General features: G+C 33.7%; 13 protein-coding genes. 9 read left to right on the forward strand and 4 right to left on the reverse strand.

All coding sequences use genetic code 11. From position 1 onward, the window contains the following. Nucleotides 1-2 precede the first annotated feature (2 nt). The 3 genes from BUC29_RS04465 to BUC29_RS04475 all read right to left on the reverse strand — a co-directional run bounded on the left by BUC29_RS04465 (nt 3) and on the right by BUC29_RS04475 (nt 3,303). Nucleotides 3-953 (reverse strand): D-2-hydroxyacid dehydrogenase, encoded by a 951-nt coding sequence (locus BUC29_RS04465; protein WP_073413763.1) that lies wholly within the window; start codon nt 951-953, stop codon nt 3-5. Nucleotides 954-1,074: 121 nt separating this feature from the next. Then, nucleotides 1,075-2,145 carry a 3-phosphoserine/phosphohydroxythreonine transaminase gene (gene serC / locus BUC29_RS04470; protein WP_073413765.1) on the reverse strand — a complete coding sequence of 357 codons (1,071 nt, stop codon included), beginning with the start codon at nt 2,143-2,145 and terminating at the stop codon, nt 1,075-1,077. A 93-nt stretch (nt 2,146-2,238) separates the two neighbouring features. After that, nucleotides 2,239-3,303 carry an acyl-CoA reductase gene (locus BUC29_RS04475; protein WP_073413768.1) on the reverse strand — a complete coding sequence of 355 codons (1,065 nt, stop codon included), beginning with the start codon at nt 3,301-3,303 and terminating at the stop codon, nt 2,239-2,241. Nucleotides 3,304-3,461: 158 nt separating this feature from the next. On the opposite strand from BUC29_RS04475, the gene BUC29_RS04480 reads away from it, so the two are divergent. Further along, a complete protein-coding gene (locus BUC29_RS04480; protein WP_073413770.1) occupies nt 3,462-3,812 on the forward strand; it encodes a 4Fe-4S dicluster domain-containing protein in 351 nt (116 codons plus the stop codon). Between the two features lie 171 nt (nt 3,813-3,983). Then, nucleotides 3,984-5,141, forward strand: a complete 1,158-nt coding sequence (locus BUC29_RS04485) for a peptidase associated/transthyretin-like domain-containing protein (RefSeq protein ID WP_073413772.1) — start codon at nt 3,984-3,986, stop codon at nt 5,139-5,141. A gap of 92 nt (nt 5,142-5,233) precedes the next feature. On the opposite strand, the gene BUC29_RS04490 is transcribed toward BUC29_RS04485, so the two are convergent. Next, nucleotides 5,234-7,867, reverse strand: coding sequence for a TonB-dependent receptor (locus tag BUC29_RS04490; protein ID WP_073414880.1), 2,634 nt, complete (start codon nt 7,865-7,867; stop codon nt 5,234-5,236). A gap of 296 nt (nt 7,868-8,163) precedes the next feature. On the opposite strand from BUC29_RS04490, the gene ychF reads away from it, so the two are divergent. The 7 genes from ychF to BUC29_RS04525 all read left to right on the forward strand — a co-directional run bounded on the left by ychF (nt 8,164) and on the right by BUC29_RS04525 (nt 16,366). Next, a complete protein-coding gene (ychF, locus tag BUC29_RS04495) occupies nt 8,164-9,258 on the forward strand; it encodes a redox-regulated ATPase YchF (protein ID WP_073413774.1) in 1,095 nt (364 codons plus the stop codon). Between the two features lie 332 nt (nt 9,259-9,590). After that, a complete protein-coding gene (locus BUC29_RS04500; RefSeq protein WP_073413776.1) occupies nt 9,591-10,268 on the forward strand; it encodes a TIGR02117 family protein in 678 nt (225 codons plus the stop codon). A gap of 329 nt (nt 10,269-10,597) precedes the next feature. Then, nucleotides 10,598-11,515, forward strand: coding sequence for a YihY/virulence factor BrkB family protein (locus BUC29_RS04505; protein ID WP_073413778.1), 918 nt, complete (start codon nt 10,598-10,600; stop codon nt 11,513-11,515). Nucleotides 11,516-11,570: 55 nt separating this feature from the next. Next, a complete protein-coding gene (locus BUC29_RS04510; RefSeq protein ID WP_073413780.1) occupies nt 11,571-12,095 on the forward strand; it encodes an NADPH-dependent FMN reductase in 525 nt (174 codons plus the stop codon). Nucleotides 12,096-12,098: 3 nt separating this feature from the next. Next, nucleotides 12,099-13,079: a transglutaminase domain-containing protein gene (locus BUC29_RS04515; RefSeq protein ID WP_073413782.1), complete on the forward strand. Its 981-nt coding sequence runs from the start codon at nt 12,099-12,101 to the stop codon at nt 13,077-13,079. Nucleotides 13,080-13,159: 80 nt separating this feature from the next. Then, the gene (pncB, locus tag BUC29_RS04520) at nt 13,160-14,335 is read left to right on the forward strand and encodes a nicotinate phosphoribosyltransferase (RefSeq protein WP_073413784.1); all 1,176 of its coding nucleotides are present in this window, start codon (nt 13,160-13,162) and stop codon (nt 14,333-14,335) included. 162 nt (nt 14,336-14,497) lie between these two features. Further along, the gene (locus BUC29_RS04525) at nt 14,498-16,366 is read left to right on the forward strand and encodes a DNA topoisomerase IV subunit B (RefSeq protein WP_073413786.1); all 1,869 of its coding nucleotides are present in this window, start codon (nt 14,498-14,500) and stop codon (nt 16,364-16,366) included. Nucleotides 16,367-16,413 lie beyond the last annotated feature (47 nt).

The raw sequence follows: 16,413 nt of genomic DNA on the forward strand, positions 1-16,413 counted from the left end.
TACTAACTCAATAAAGTTATAATTTGTGATGCTAATTCAGTACCAATTCTGTCTTGTGCTTCTCCAGTTGCAGCCCCAATGTGTGGCGTCAGCGAAATTTTAGAATGCATAAGAATTGCCATTTCTGGTTTTGGTTCGCTTTCGAAAACGTCTAAACCTGCAAACGCAACTTTTCCTGAATCTAAAGCTTTTACTAAAGCAACTTCATCAATAACGCCTCCACGAGCACAGTTTACGATTCCAACACCATCTTTCATAATTGCAAGTTCTTTTTCGCCAATTATATAACCATCCTGAGCCGGAACGTGTAATGTAATGAAATCAGCTTCTTTAAATAAAGATTCTAAAGATTGAGAAACGATTGTAGTTGTTATAGACTGTCCGTCAAAAAATTCAACTTTTACATCAACCTGAGGAATAAAACTATCAGCAGCAATAACTTTCATACCAAGACCAAGCGCCATTTTTGCAGTAGCTTGTCCGATACGGCCAATACCAACAATTCCAAGAGTTTTTCCTCTTAATTCAGTTCCGTTTGCATAAGCTTTTTTCAAGCCTTCAAAGTTAGAATCTCCTTCAAGAGGCATATTTCTGTTTGAATCATGTAAAAAACGAACACCAGAGAATAAGTGTCCGAAAACTAATTCAGCAACAGATTCTGAAGAAGAAGCTGGAGTATTGATTACATGAATTCCTTTACTTTTAGCATAATCAACATCAATGTTGTCCATACCAACACCACCACGTCCGATGATTTTAATACCCGGACAAGCGTCGATAATATCTTTACGAACTTTAGTTGCACTACGCACTAAAATTACGTCTACATTATTTTCATTGATAAAGTTAGCTACTTGTTCCTGAGCTACTTTTGTAGTTATAACTTCAAATCCGCCTTTTTCTAAGGCTAGAATTCCACTTTTAGAAATTCCATCATTTGCTAATACTTTCATTGTTGTGTTTATTGTTTATTTGGTTAATCGTTTAATTGTTTAATCGATAAACCAACTATTTGATTTTTCTTTTTTGATATTTTAAAGCAAGTATTTTTTGACGATTAAACGAAAAAAAAGATTAAACTTTAGTTTCCAAAGTTTTCATTACATCAACTAAAACCTGAACACTTTCGATAGGCATAGCATTGTAAATAGAAGCTCTGTAACCACCAACAGAACGGTGTCCTGGTAATCCTGAAATCCCTGCCGCTTTCCATAAAGCATCAAAAGTTTCTGTGTGTTCTGGATTGTTTAATAAGAAAGTAACGTTCATTTTAGAACGGTCTTCTATTTTTGCAGCACCTTTAAATAATGGGTTTCTGTCGATTTCAGCATAAAGTAAGTCTGCTTTTGCGTTGTTTAATTTTTCAACAGCAGCGATTCCGCCTTTAGCTTTAATCCATTGTAAGGTTAATAATGAAACATATACAGCAAAAACAGATGGAGTATTGTACATACTTTCTGCTTTAATATGTTTGCTGTAATCTAACATACTTGGAATTGTTCTTCCATTTTTACCTAAAATTTCTTCTTTTACCACAACAAGAGTTGTTCCTGCCGGCCCCATGTTTTTTTGAGCTCCGGCATAAATTAAATCAAATTTAGAGAAATCTAATTCGCGAGAGAAAATATCAGAACTCATATCGCATACTACCGGAATGTTAGTCGATGGGAATTCCTGCATTTGAGTTCCAAAAATGGTATTGTTGCTTGTACAGTGAAAATAATCTGCATCAGCTGGTATTTCGTAACCTTTTGGAACATATGTATAATTGTCTTCTTTTGAAGAACCTACAATAACGGTTTCACCGAAAAGTTTAGCTTCTTTAATGGCTGCGGTTGCCCACGTTCCAGAATCTAAATAAGCTGCTTTTCCGTTTTCTTTCATTAAGTTATATGGTGCCATTAAGAAAGCTGTACTTGCACCACCTTGTAGAAATAAAGCCTGATATCCTTTTCCCTGAAGTCCTAATAATTCTAAAGCAAGGGAACGAGCTTCCTCCATAACTGCAACGAAATCTTTGCTTCGGTGCGAGATTTCAAGGATAGATAATCCTGAATCATTAAAATTTAAAACTGCTTTTGATGCTTTCTCAAAAACTTCCTGAGGTAAAATACTTGGTCCTGCGCTGTAGTTGTGTTTTTTCATGGTTGTTGTTAATAGTCGAAAATTTTAAAGATGCAAATTTCGGCAATAGGAGCTGAAAAAGCGATAAATAATTCGAAATAATTAAACATTTTTTTACTTTGTTGTTAACAAAAACGTTATAGTATCAACGTTATCTGCATAATCCCATAATTGAGGATTTTGGGTTTGACCAAATGCAACACTATTTTCGATTAAATCATTGCTCACAATACATTGAATTTGATCTTCATCGACTTTAAGGCGGGATTTTAAATCTTCGGGATTTTCGTAATATTCATAGAAAACGCTCGAAATAGGAGAGGCATAACTTGAATCTTCTTTTAAGGTTAAAAAACCGTTGTCTATTAATTTAAAATTGCTCATTAAGAATACAGCTTTGTTGTAATCATAATTGTTAGCATATTTTTCATATTTAATAACATCCTGATATTTAAAAATGCCCTGAAAAAAAGCATCAAATGAATATCCTTTTGGAACAAAAAGTTTAGAAACATTTCGGCATCCTAAACCAAAGTACCTAAAAATATCTTCGCCAAGAGATTCTAAATCTTCGTGCGTTTCTTTTCCGTTTAAAACTGCTACCGAATTTCTGTTTTTTCGAATTATCGAAGGCTTATCTTTAAAATAATATTCAAAATAACGGGCTGTATTATTGCTTCCGGTGGCGATTACGGCATCGAAATTTTCAAGTTTTCCTTCCGCGAAAGTGATTTTATCTTTAAAATTTTCATCAACAGCAATTATATATTTTGCTAAAAATGGTAGTAAATGCTGATCGTTTGATGACGTTTTTACCAAAGCTTTGTTTCCGGTAATTAAAACAGAAAGAAAATCATGAAACCCAACAAGCGGAATGTTTCCGGCAAGAATTAAGGCAACGGTTTTTTCTTTTTGATTAGTGGTAAAATCATATTTAGAAATCCATTTGTCGATATTTTCTTCGGTCAAAGCATCTGCCCAGGACTTTACTGAAAAGTAAACCTGCTCTGGTGTATACCATCCATTATGAGATTGTGATAAATGAATCAGTCTTTCAAAATCATCAAAAAAGATATCATTATATAATACGTCAGATTTCCTTTCAGAAGCATCTTCGGAAAACTGACTTAGAAATTTTCCTAATTCAACAAAAACACTTTTTTTTGTTTCTAATCTCATAATGTTTGTTTATGAATTGTTTTGATTGTAATTTTGCACAAAAATAAGCATAATTAAGTCGAAAGGCAAAAGTCTTAAAGTCAAAAGAGGAGAAATGTCTTTTATGTACTTTTTTTGACTTTATGACTTAGATTTCTAACTTTAAGACAAATAAAAAGATGGCAATTATTATAACTGACGAATGCATAAACTGTGGGGCCTGCGAACCAGAATGCCCAAATACAGCAATATATGAAGGTGCAGATGATTGGAGATATAAAGACGGAACAAGTCTTTCCGGAAAAATAATTTTACCTGACGGAACTGAGGTTGATGCTGATGATGCTCAAACTCCAATTTCTGACGAAATTTATTATATTGTTCCTGGAAAATGTACAGAGTGTAAAGGTTTTCACGATGAACCTCAATGCGCTGCTGTGTGTCCTGTTGATTGTTGTGTGCCAGATGATAATCATGTAGAAGATGAAGAGACTTTGTTAAACAGACAAGCGTTTTTGCACGGAGAATAATTCCTCTAAAAAGCATATTTATATTAAAAAACCTGAGCAAAAGCTCAGGATTTTTTTTACCCTGATGTCAGGTATTTTGTTAAGCTAGTTTGTTGATAATTAATATTTTATTTTTCAGGTATTGCTTAATTGTTAGAAAAATAATACTTTAGTTGAAAATTTAATAAGCTTATGAGGAAATTCATACTTTTATTATTTGTTTTATTTAGTTTAACTGTTTTTTCGCAGGAAGAACAATATTCTATTGTAGTAAAAGATATAGAAACACAGCTACCTATTGAAAATGCCACAGTTGTTATTCTAAAAACAAAACAAATATTATCCAGTAATAAAGAAGGTAAAGTAACTTTTATGCTTAGCGGCGGTTCTAATGTACAGGTTTCAGAAACCAATTATGAAACTCTAACGGTACGCTGGACATCTTTAAACGGAGATCAAAAATTTGTTGTTTATCTAAAAAGTAATAACACCAAACTAGATGAAATCGTTCTTAGTAAACAGTCTCCACAAAAAGTACTTCAAAAACTTGTCGATAATTCATCAAAAAAACTAGCAGCATCTTATAGATTAAAGGTTTATGTAAGAGAATTTTTTATAATGGATAATAAATATTCTTATTATAACGACGGCTTAGTTAATTTTCAGTTTTCGGGCAGTCCTTCAACCACACTTTTGGTTGAACAAAACAGATCGTATGGTCTTCTGGAATCTGACGTGAGCGCTGATTTAAGAGGTTATGATTTGAATAATATCATGAAGAATTATTCTGATTTTAAATATTTTGATCCGCTTTTAGACCCAAAAGCAAAAAAAGAATATGATTTCGTTATTAGAGGCCACGCTAAAAATAAGGATTATTATGTAATGTATATTACGCCTTTTGATAAAGCAAAAGAAGCGGTTGATAATTTTGAAATTGTTTACGATCCTGAAAAGAAACTAATCGTAGAATTTAAAATTGACATTACACCACAAAACCTTGACAAGCTTGAAGAAAAAACGGAAGTTAATTCTAAAAACCTTACTAAATCGTATATTGACGTAAGTTACAGAGTTGATGGTGAGGATTATTATTTGCTGGGTTCAAATGAAGAAATTGCTTATAATCTTATTTTAAAAGATGTAACCAAAAAGATTCAGGTTCGAAATAGTTTTACGACAACCCATTTCAATAGACAAAATTTTACTTATAAAGAGAGTGATGTTTTTAAAGAGAAATCGCTTTTTAATAAAAGAAATAAAATCCTGACTAACTACTGGGATATTTCCGGTTTTGTTGCTACAGATGAAGAAAAAGCTATTATTGCATCTTTGGATTATAAATTATAAAGTTGTTAAATACAGATATAAAGAAAATCCTGAACGAATAGTTCAGGATTTTCTTTATATAAAATGTTTTCAGGCTTAGCGAAGTTGGCCTTTTAGAAATTAAATCCAAGTCTTGCATAGTAATACGCTCCGCTGAAACCCATTTGTACAGCATCCCAATATCCACCAGCTTCTGTATTTCCTTGTTCGTCCTGTTTCGTTGGATAAACATTGAATAAGTTATTACTTCCAATACTTAATTTTAAACTTTTAGTAAATTGATAACCTAAAGTTAAATCAGTAACCAATCTTGGGTTATAAACATCATCTTCATCTGCATAATCAACTAAAACTACTTTACTGAAACGTGTAAATGCTAAACCGGCATCGAATTTCTTTAAAGAATAATTTAAGTTTAAGCCAAATTTATTATCCGGAGCAGAAGCCAATAAAAAGGCTTTTTCACGTTTTCCGAAGAAAGTAGCTTCATCCAGATTTCCGTTTTTAACCTTATCAATTTTCATATCGTTGATATTCCCAACCAATGTTGCCCCGAAATTTCCAAAGTTATACGCTTTTTTCCATGATAGAACTAAATCAAGACCGTGAGTGCTTGTATCAACTCCGTTAGCAAAAAACTGTGCTTCAGAAACACCAAGATTTAATGAACTTGCATCAAAATATCCGGTAAGAACGATACGATCTTTTACCTTAATATAATAACCGTCAACTGTTGCCGTGAAGTCTCCAAAAGAAGCTGTAAAACCTAATGAGCCATTAACTGCTTTTTCTTCATTTAATTTACCAATTCCAAAAGCTCTTGTAATTTCACTATTATTTGGTGCCAGTAAAACTTCAGTAGCGCCGCTTGCATTAAAGTTAGTGAAACGCAAATTATAGTAAATCTGAGCCAAAGACGGAGCACGGAAACCTGTACTTAGCGAACCTCTTAAGTTAAAATGATTACCTAATTTTAATCTTGATGCTAATTTTCCGTTTACTGTACTTCCAAAATCACTGTAATTTTCAAAACGAACCGCTGCGTTTACCATAAAAGCATTGGTTACATCTAATTCACCATCAGCATATAGAGAGAAGTTTGTACGGCTTTCGTTAACTTCATTTGCAGGACTGTAACCTGGAAAACCTTGAGAACTTCCCGGTCTTGGATTTCCAGAAACAGGATCAATTGGAGCACTTTGAGTTGTTGGATCTGTTATTGGCTTACCATTTGTGTCATAAGTAGTGTAAGAACCTTCTTCTCCGGCAAAAATTTCAAATTTTTCAACTCTAAATTCCGATCCAAAAGCGATATTGAAACCGTTAAGAATACTGTCGTAACTCTTAGAAATATCAAAATTGGTTGTATTTTGAAGTAAACTATGTCCACCCGCATCAAATTCATGTGGAGATTTTTCTTCCAGAGAAGCATTTATAGTTCCTTTAATATCGTATTGGAATTTATTTTTTCCGAAAGTATTACTTAAATCAAATTTCCATCCTCCAGAAGATTCGGTTTTAATACCTGCAGCAACTGAATTATCGTTAATTTTTGATGTAATTCTAGGAGTATATCCACCCGGATAAACTGATTCTACAACTCTTTCACCGTCATTTCTGGTAAAAGCGTAAGCATCTGTATCTCTAAAATTACTTCCTCCAAAAGCATAAAATTCAGTTTTGTCAGCAATTGGAATAGAGAAATTAGCAAATAAGTTAACGCCATGCATACTTGCATCTCCAAAACCTTTTCTAAAATCATAAGCAGGTCTCAGTGTTTTATTTTTATTTAAAAACTCACCTGTAAAGTTTGCATAACCGCCTTTTGTGCCTAAGGCTACACCGTAATTGGCAGCAACTCTTACAGAACCTCCGTCAAAATCCTGATCTTTTCCGTATGAATTTCCGTTTCCATCCTGATCTAATCTGTATCCTTTTGTATTTGGAGTTCCCGGAAGGAAATCGCCTTTTGCATGCGTATTGAATGCGCCATAAGTAACAGATCCCGTAAGTTCGTTTACATTGTCATTTGTAATAATATTAATTACACCTGCAATTGCATCAGAACCGTATTGAGCCGATGCACCGTCACGTAAAATTTCTATTCTTTTAATAGAAGCTGCCGGAATTGCATTTAAGTCAGTTCCTGTATTTCCGCGTCCGCGAGTTCCAAACAAGTTAATTAATGAAGATTGATGTCTTCTTTTTCCGTTTATTAAAACTAAAGTCTGGTCAGGCCCCATACCTCTTAACGAAGCCGGATCTACGTGGTCGGCACCATCAGAACCTGATTGTTTATTAGCATTAAAAGATGGAGCTACGTATTGTAATAATTGATTAATTTCAATTTTACCACTTTGTGTTGTAACATCTTTTACACTAATAACATCAATAGGAACGGCAGAATTTACAACAGTTCTTTTAGTACTTCTTGATCCTGTAACGACTACATCACTTAAAACCTGACCACCGCTTTCATCTAAATAAACATCTACCTTATCACTCGAAGCTGATTTTTCAACTGTTGCAAACCCTACGTAACTAAATACTAAGGTAGCGCCATCTTTAACTTTTATTTTATAACCGCCTTCAAAATCGGTAGAAACGCCGTTAGAAGTTCCTTTTTCTACAACATTTACGCCCGGAAGCGGTGTACCTGTTTTGTCCTTCACGATACCCGAGACTTCTTTTTGGGCAAAAAGAAATGCTGAATTCAGCAGGAATAAAAATAATGCAATCTTTTTCATGGTTGTTGGTTTTTTGGTTTCTTTTTTATTGATTATTGTTATAAAAGTAATATTTTTTAACAAAAACTTAATAAAAAGTTTAAAAATTTTTAAGAATAACCCTAAAATTATATTAATGCACATTTTTACTTCGCTCACGAGGTATTAAATCTTATATTTGCAAAATTTTAAAGTCAAAAATATCATTTTGGCAGAAATGAAAAAATTGGGTAAATAGTAAATCATTTACTAAAAATAGTAAATATAATGATGCTAAGAGTTTGAGCATCAGATAAAATATAAACAGAAACAAACAAATGAAAGCAGGAATTGTAGGATTACCAAATGTTGGAAAATCAACATTATTTAATTGTTTATCTAATGCAAAAGCGCAAAGTGCAAACTTTCCGTTCTGTACAATCGAACCAAATATTGGTGTTGTAAACGTTCCGGATCCGAGAATTAACAAATTAGAAGAATTAGTAAAACCAGAGCGTGTACAAATGGCGACTGTTGATATTGTTGATATCGCTGGTTTAGTAAAAGGAGCAAGTAAAGGAGAAGGTCTTGGAAATCAGTTTTTAGGAAACATTAGAGAGTGTAATGCTATTATTCACGTTTTACGTTGTTTTGACAATGATAATATTGTACACGTTGACGGAAACGTAAATCCAATTCGTGACAAAGAAACAATTGATATCGAGTTGCAGTTAAAAGATTTAGAAACAATCGAAAAACGTTTAGAAAAAGTAAAACGTGCTGCAAAAACCGGAAATAAGGAAGCTCAGGCAGAAGAAGCTTTACTAAACAGAATTAGAGAAGCACTTTTGCAGGCAAAATCTGCAAGAACAATTGTTCCTCAAAATCAGGACGAAGAAGTTTTATTGGAGAGTTTTCAATTAATTACTGCAAAACCAGTTTTATATGTTTGTAATGTTGACGAAAGTTCTGCTGTAAACGGCAACAAATATGTAGATCAGGTTCGTGAATTAGTAAAAGATGAAGATGCTGAAGTTATTGTACTTTCAGTAGGAGCAGAGGCTGATATTACAGAGTTAGAAAGCTACGAAGAGCGTCAGGTTTTCCTTGAAGATATGGGATTAGAAGAGCCTGGAGCATCAGTTTTAATTCGTGCAGCTTACAAATTATTAAAACAGCAAACTTATTTTACAGCTGGTGTAAAAGAAGTTCGTGCCTGGACAATTAATATTGGAGCAACTGCACCACAGGCTGCAGGAGTTATCCATACTGATTTTGAAAAAGGATTTATCCGTGCAGAGGTAATTTCATATGATGATTATGTTCACTACGGTTCTGAGGCAAAAGCAAAAGAAGCTGGAAAATTCAGAGTGGAAGGAAAAGAATACGTTGTAAAAGATGGTGATGTAATGCACTTCCGTTTCAACGTTTAATTTTTTTTAGAGGAAAGAAGAAAGAAACAAGAGAATAGACTAAAACTGCTGGAGGAATTCAGCAGTTTTTTTATGTTTATTATTTAAGTCTCTATTGTCAGGCTGAGCGAAGTCGAAGTCCGCGTAAGCTCCATAAAGTATTGTCAATCTTTGCGTGGGCTTCGACTTTGCTCAGCCTGATAATCTTTTTCAAAAAAAAATCCGTTTAAATCCGCGCTTTCGCGAAAGCGAATCAATAAAATCCGCATACAATTTTAGCAGCTGGAAATTTTTGGCTTAAAAATTGGTTACAGAAAAATTACCAATTACTAATCTAAAATAAACCAATTAAAATGCTAAAAAAAACTTTCAAATTTCTAGGGTGGACACTTTTCGGAATCTTCGGATTTCTTGTTCTTTATGTTTTATCAGTTTATCTGATTTCTAAAATCACCGTTAATTCAGATGTTGTTCAGGTCGAAGAACAAAATGCTGTTCCAATTTATATCCTCTCAAATGGTGTTCATACCGATATTGTCGTTCCGATAAAAAATGAAATTAAAGACTGGCGAAACGAAATTCAATTTAGTCAAACGCAATCAAAGGATTCACTAATGAATTTTATAGCTTTTGGCTGGGGCGATAAAGGTTTTTATCTCGATACGCCAGAATGGTCAGATTTAAAAGCAAGTACGGCATTAAAAGCGGCATTTGGTGTGAGTTCCTCAGCTATGCATACCACTTTTTTTAAACAATTAAGAGAAGGCGACGACTGCAAACGTATTATGATTTCAAAAGAAAATTATCAGCTTTTAGTTAATTATATTTCAGATAGTTTTAGAGATCCAATTCATCCGGAATGGATTGAAGGTCACAGTTACGGAAAAAAAGATGCTTTTTACGAAGCCAAAGGAAGTTACAGTCTTTTTTATACCTGCAATACCTGGGCAAACAATGCTTTAAAAGCGGCAAATCAAAAAGCAAGTTTATGGACAGTTTATGATAAAGGGATTTTTTGTCATTATAAATAGGGTATAGTTCCTACGGAACAATTACGATACATTTGTTTTTTTGGTTACCGATATTAGATCTCTACGAGATTACTTTTGCTAAAAATCTTAAATATCTGTAACAAAGTGTTTAATAATTTTGCGACATATTCCCTTAAAAATAATTAAATCTTTACAAGATATTCCGTTAGGAATAAAATACCGGTAGCAAAATGTTTTGTCATTACGTAAAATATTCCGTTAGGAATTACATATCGGTAGATGGAAAAAATATAAAATTCCATTAAAAATCAAGAATTCAGAATTTTTCAATATTGCGTAAATTTGAGTGAATATCAAAAAATCAGCAAATGAAAAATCATAATTTTTTTTCGAAATCATGGTATTTATTAAAAAATACATTTCTGGAATTTAACGACGATAATGCCATCAAATTAAGTGCGGCATTATCCTATTATACCATTTTTGCCTTACCTCCATTGTTAATTATTATCATAACAATCTGTGGATTCTTTTTTGGAGAAGAAGCTGTAACCGGACAATTATACGGACAAATAAACAGATTGGTTGGAAATAATGCAGCTGTGCAGATTCAGGAAGCGATCAAAAATGTACAATTATCAGACAGTAATGTTTTTGTTACCATTTTTGGGGTTGTAATGCTGCTGGTTGGGGCTTCTGGAGTTTTTGCCGAAATTCAGAGTTCCATCAATTATATTTGGGGATTACGCGCAAAACCCAACAGAGGATTGAGAAAATTTATTCAAAACAGGATAATGTCTTTTTCAATGATTGCTTCCGTTGGATTTTTAATGCTTGTTAGTTTGATGCTAAATGCAACGCTCGATGTTTTAAATGCCAGATTAAAACTTTATTTCCCGGACAGCACGGTATATTTCTTTTATGTGGTTAATCTGGTGATTGTTTTCTGTAGTATAACATTGCTTTTTGCGATCATATTCAGAACTTTGCCTGATGGAATTATAAGATGGAAAGATGCATTTATAGGTTCTTCCTGTACTGCAATTTTATTTATGATAGGTAAATTTGCGATTGGGGTTTATTTAGGAAATTCTACTGTTGCAAGTGTTTATGGAGCGGCAGGTTCTATAATTATAATATTGGTTTGGGTATATTATTCGGCTATTATATTGTATTTTGGAGCCGAATTTACTAAGGTTTATGCAAAAGCTTTTGGCGGTAATATTTCACCAAATGATTATTCAGTAGAAATTCAAAAAGAAGTTTTTGAAATCGAAAATGCCTAAAATATTTATGGCTTAATTTTTGAAAGCATCACAAATAATAAATAAATACCACAATATGAAAATTATAGCCTTTGGAGGAAGTAATAGTTCGCAATCCATAAACAAACGTTTAGCGGCATATGCTGCAAGTCTGTTTGAAAATGCAGATGTTGAAGTTTTAGATCTAAACGATTATGCAATGCCTCTTTTTAGTGTTGATTTAGAAAAAGAAATCGGCCAGCATGAAATTGCACAAGCATTTTTAAATAAACTTAAAGAAGCCGATATTCTGGTTGTTTCTATGGCAGAGAATAACGGAAACTATTCTGCTGCTTTTAAAAATCTTTTCGACTGGAGTTCCCGAATTGAAAAAGATGTTTTTCAGCATATTCCAATGTTATTATTGGCAACTTCGCCGGGCGGAAGAGGAGGAGCTTCTGTTTTAGGAATTGCGCAAAACCTTTTTCCTCGTTACGGCGGCGAAATTAAAGGATCGTTTTCTCTTCCTTCTTTCAATGCCAATTTCGATTTAGAACAAAATAAGATTTCAAATCCAGAATTAGATCAGGAATTGAAAAATATCATAAAATCAAGCTTTTAATCGATGAAAACAAGAAGGTTTGGTTTTATATTCCTGCTGCTGAATATCATTTTTACTTGTTCGGTGTTGGCACAGAAATATAATGAAGTTGATAAAATCGTTTTAAAATATCCTAAAAACTTTAGTTCGACAGAAGAATTAGCAGAACGAATCAATGACGATTTTAAGTCTGATTATGATAAAGCACGTGCTATTTACAGCTGGATTGCTTTTAATATAAAATACGATTATAATGCTTATTTAAACCCGCCAAAATCGCAGGGATTCAGTTATTCAACAGAAGCAGAAAAACAGCGAAAAATTAAAGAATTGAACGACAGATTGTTTCAAAAAGCATTTAGTTCTAAAAAAGCTGTTTGCGAAGGATTTACCGCTTTGTACAAACATTTGTCTGAATTATCGGATTTGAAATGTGAGATCATTAGAGGAGATTCTAAAATTTCGGTAAGAGATATCGGCCGAAAAAACACTTCTTCAAATCATGCGTGGAATATCGTTTTGATTAATAAAAAATGGCGTCTCATTGACGTTACCTGGGGACAAGGTTATTATGACAGCAGTAAAGGCAGAATGGTAACTGATTTTTCGCCGGTGTATTTTGATACAGATCCTGATTATTTCTTTGCGAAACATTATCCGGATTCTGGTTCTTATTTGGGAGAAAGAATAAGTAAAGACGATTTTCTCAACGGCCCTTTAATTTACAATAAAACAATCGAGAACGACTTTAAAATTAAATCTCCAAATTCGGGAATAATTGAAGCTAAATATGGAGATAAAATAGATGTTGAAATTAAAAATGCCTCAAGATCAAATCAGGTTTTTTATTTAAATAAAAGAAATCAGGCGGTTCTAATTAAAAACGCTAAAGAAAAACGAGGCAGTTTAGAATTTCAAATCCCTTATGATAATACTATTGGGGATTACATCACTATTTTTATTGATACTAATAGTATTGTTTCCTTTAAAATAGTTCAAAAATAAATTTATATTGTAATTGATAGAATTTTCTTCTTTTGCTTAATTGCCGTATCTTAGCAATTCAGGATTTGAATGAATGCGATATGGAGACTACTTTTTTGAAATCGATCTTAGACAATGATTTCTATAAATTCACGATGCAGCATGCCGTAATAAGACTTTTTCCAAAGGCAAAGGTTCGTTATGGATTTATAAACAGAGGAAAACATGTCTTTCCAGCTGGTTTTGCTGATTTACTTCGTCGTTCTGTAGATGCAATGGCAGACCTTCGGTTAACAAAAGAAGAAAAAAATTATCTCTCGCATTATTGTCCATATCTTGATCCTACTTATTTAGATTTTTTGCAGGGATATCGTTTTGATCCGTCAGAAGTTCAGATTTCTCAGGAAGGTTCAGAAATCAAAGTTACGGTCGAAGGATTTTGGTACAGAACAATTTTATGGGAAGTGCCGCTTATGGCCTTGATTTCTGAACTTTTTTATAAATCAAATCATTTAATCCGCTTAAATGACGAAGCTATAAGAAATCTTACCAAAGATAAAATTGACAAGTATAACAAGTTAGGCGTTTCTATTTTAGAATTCGGCACAAGACGCCGACACTCCTATGATGTTCATAATTTGGTAAATGAAACCTTAAGAGCTTTTGGAGGTCAGAGTTTTATTGGTACAAGCAACGTACATTTTGCTATGGTCAATAATAAACGTCCGCTGGGAACGCATGCACACGAATGGTTTATGTTTCATGCGGCTCAGTATGGTTTTAAAATGGCAAATTCGATAAGCTTGGAACATTGGACACAAGTTTATGGCGGCGACCTCGGTATTGCTTTAACAGATACTTATACTACAGAAATATTTTTCAATCAGTTTGATAAAAAATACTCCAAACTTTTTGACGGCGTTCGACATGACAGCGGCGACCCGGTAGAGTTTGCAAAAAAAGTAATTTCGCATTACACCAAAATGGGAATTGATCCGAAATCTAAAGCCATTGTTTTTTCGGATTCGCTAAATTTTGATAAAGTAAAAACAATCGCCGATTTTTGTCAGGATAAAATAAAAATGTCATTCGGAATTGGAACAAATTTCACAAACGACGTTGGTCTTCCTGCCATGAATATGGTTATAAAACTGACAGAAACCAAACCCGATAATACGCATTGGCAGGGCGTTGTGAAACTTTCAGACGAAAAAAATAAAAACACGGGAACGCCCGAAATGATTGCTCTGGCAAAAGAAGTACTCGGAATCAAATAGTTTTTTTGCTGAAAAAGCAGTTTATTTTATAATTTTATCGCCCGTTTTATTTTAAAATCAGTTTAAATAGATTTTAAACTGTTATTATTCATAACAAAAAGAAAATACGCTTTCATTTTTTGTTAAGAAATGGTACATTAGCCAAAAATCCTAAATTCATATATGCTAGAGCAAAATCAATATACCGAAGATAATATTCGTTCGCTTGATTGGAAAGAACATATCCGTATGCGTCCGGGAATGTATATCGGAAAACTTGGAGACGGATCTGCTCCGGATGACGGTATTTATATTCTTCTAAAAGAGGTTTTAGACAACTGTATCGATGAGTTCGTTATGGGGTCAGGAAAAACTATCGAGGTAAGTATTAAAGAAAAAACGGTTACAGTTCGTGATTACGGACGTGGTATTCCGTTGGGGAAATTGGTCGATGTAGTTTCGAAAATGAACACAGGTGGAAAGTACGATACAAAAGCTTTCCAGAAATCAGTAGGTTTAAATGGTGTCGGGACAAAAGCAGTAAATGCACTTTCGACTTATTTCCGTGTAGAATCTGTTCGTGATGATAAACAAAAAGGAGCAGAGTTTTCTGCCGGAAATTTAGTTTTAGAAGAAGATATTGTTGAAACGACTAAACGTAAAGGAACGAAAGTAACTTTTACTCCAGACGAAACGATTTTCAAAAACTATAAATTCCGTATGGAATATGTAGTGAAAATGGTCAAAAACTATTGTTATTTGAACAATGGTTTGACGATTATTTTCAATGGGGAAAAATACTATTCAGAAAACGGACTTCGTGATTTATTAGAAGAAACGATCAGCGAAGAAGATTTAGAATACCCAATTATCCATTTAAAAGATCACGATATTGAGGTTGCATTAACGCACAGTAAAACACAGTACAGCGAAGAATACCATTCTTTCGTAAACGGCCAGAATACAACGCAGGGAGGAACGCACTTAGCGGCTTACCGTGAAGCGGTTGTGAAAACAATTCGTGAGTTTTACAACAAAAATTTCGAAGCATCAGACGTTCGTAAATCGATTGTGAGTGCGATTAGTATTAAAGTGATGGAACCGGTTTTTGAGTCTCAGACTAAAACAAAATTAGGTTCTACCGATATGGGGTCTGATGATGGATCGCCAGCGGTTTCTGTGCGTGCTTTCGTAAACGATTTTATCAAAACCAAGTTGGATAATTATCTGCATAAAAATCCAACAACTGCCGAAGCTTTATTGCGTAAAATTCTTCAGGCAGAACGTGAGCGTAAAGAATTATCTGGAATTAGAAAACTGGCAACAGATCGTGCTAAAAAAGCCAATCTTCACAATAAAAAATTAAGAGACTGCCGAGCGCATCTTCCTGATACTAAAAACCCAAGAAACTTAGAAAGTACGCTTTTTATTACAGAGGGAGATTCGGCTTCCGGATCGATCACAAAGTCGCGCGACGTAAATACGCAGGCGGTTTTCAGTTTGCGTGGTAAACCTTTGAATTCATATGGAATGTCTAAAAAGATCGTGTATGAAAACGAAGAATTCAATTTACTGCAGGCTGCACTTGATATCGAAGACGGATTAGAGAAATTGCGTTATAACAACATCGTAATCGCAACCGATGCCGATGTCGATGGAATGCATATTCGTTTGCTTTTAATTACGTTCTTTTTGCAGTTTTTTCCTGAATTAATTAAAGAAGGGCATTTGTATATTTTACAGACACCGCTTTTCAGGGTTCGAAATAAAAAAGAGACAATTTACTGTTATTCAGAAGAAGAAAGAAAAGACGCGATTGAAAAATTAAAACCGAAACCAGAAATCACACGATTTAAAGGTTTGGGAGAGATTTCGCCAGACGAGTTTAAAAACTTTATTGGAGACACGATTCGTCTTGATCCTGTTATGATGGATAAACATACTTCGATTGAGCAGTTGTTATCTTTCTATATGGGGAAAAATACGCCAGACAGGCAAGATTTTATTATCAAGAATTTGAAGGTGGAGATTGATGAGCTTGAGGAGGTTTAAAACAAAAGAATTACAGAAGAATTTTTAGTATTTATACTGAACAAAAT

Source organism: Flavobacterium defluvii, assembly GCF_900129555.1.
GTDB classification, from domain to species: Bacteria; Bacteroidota; Bacteroidia; order Flavobacteriales; family Flavobacteriaceae; genus Flavobacterium; species Flavobacterium defluvii.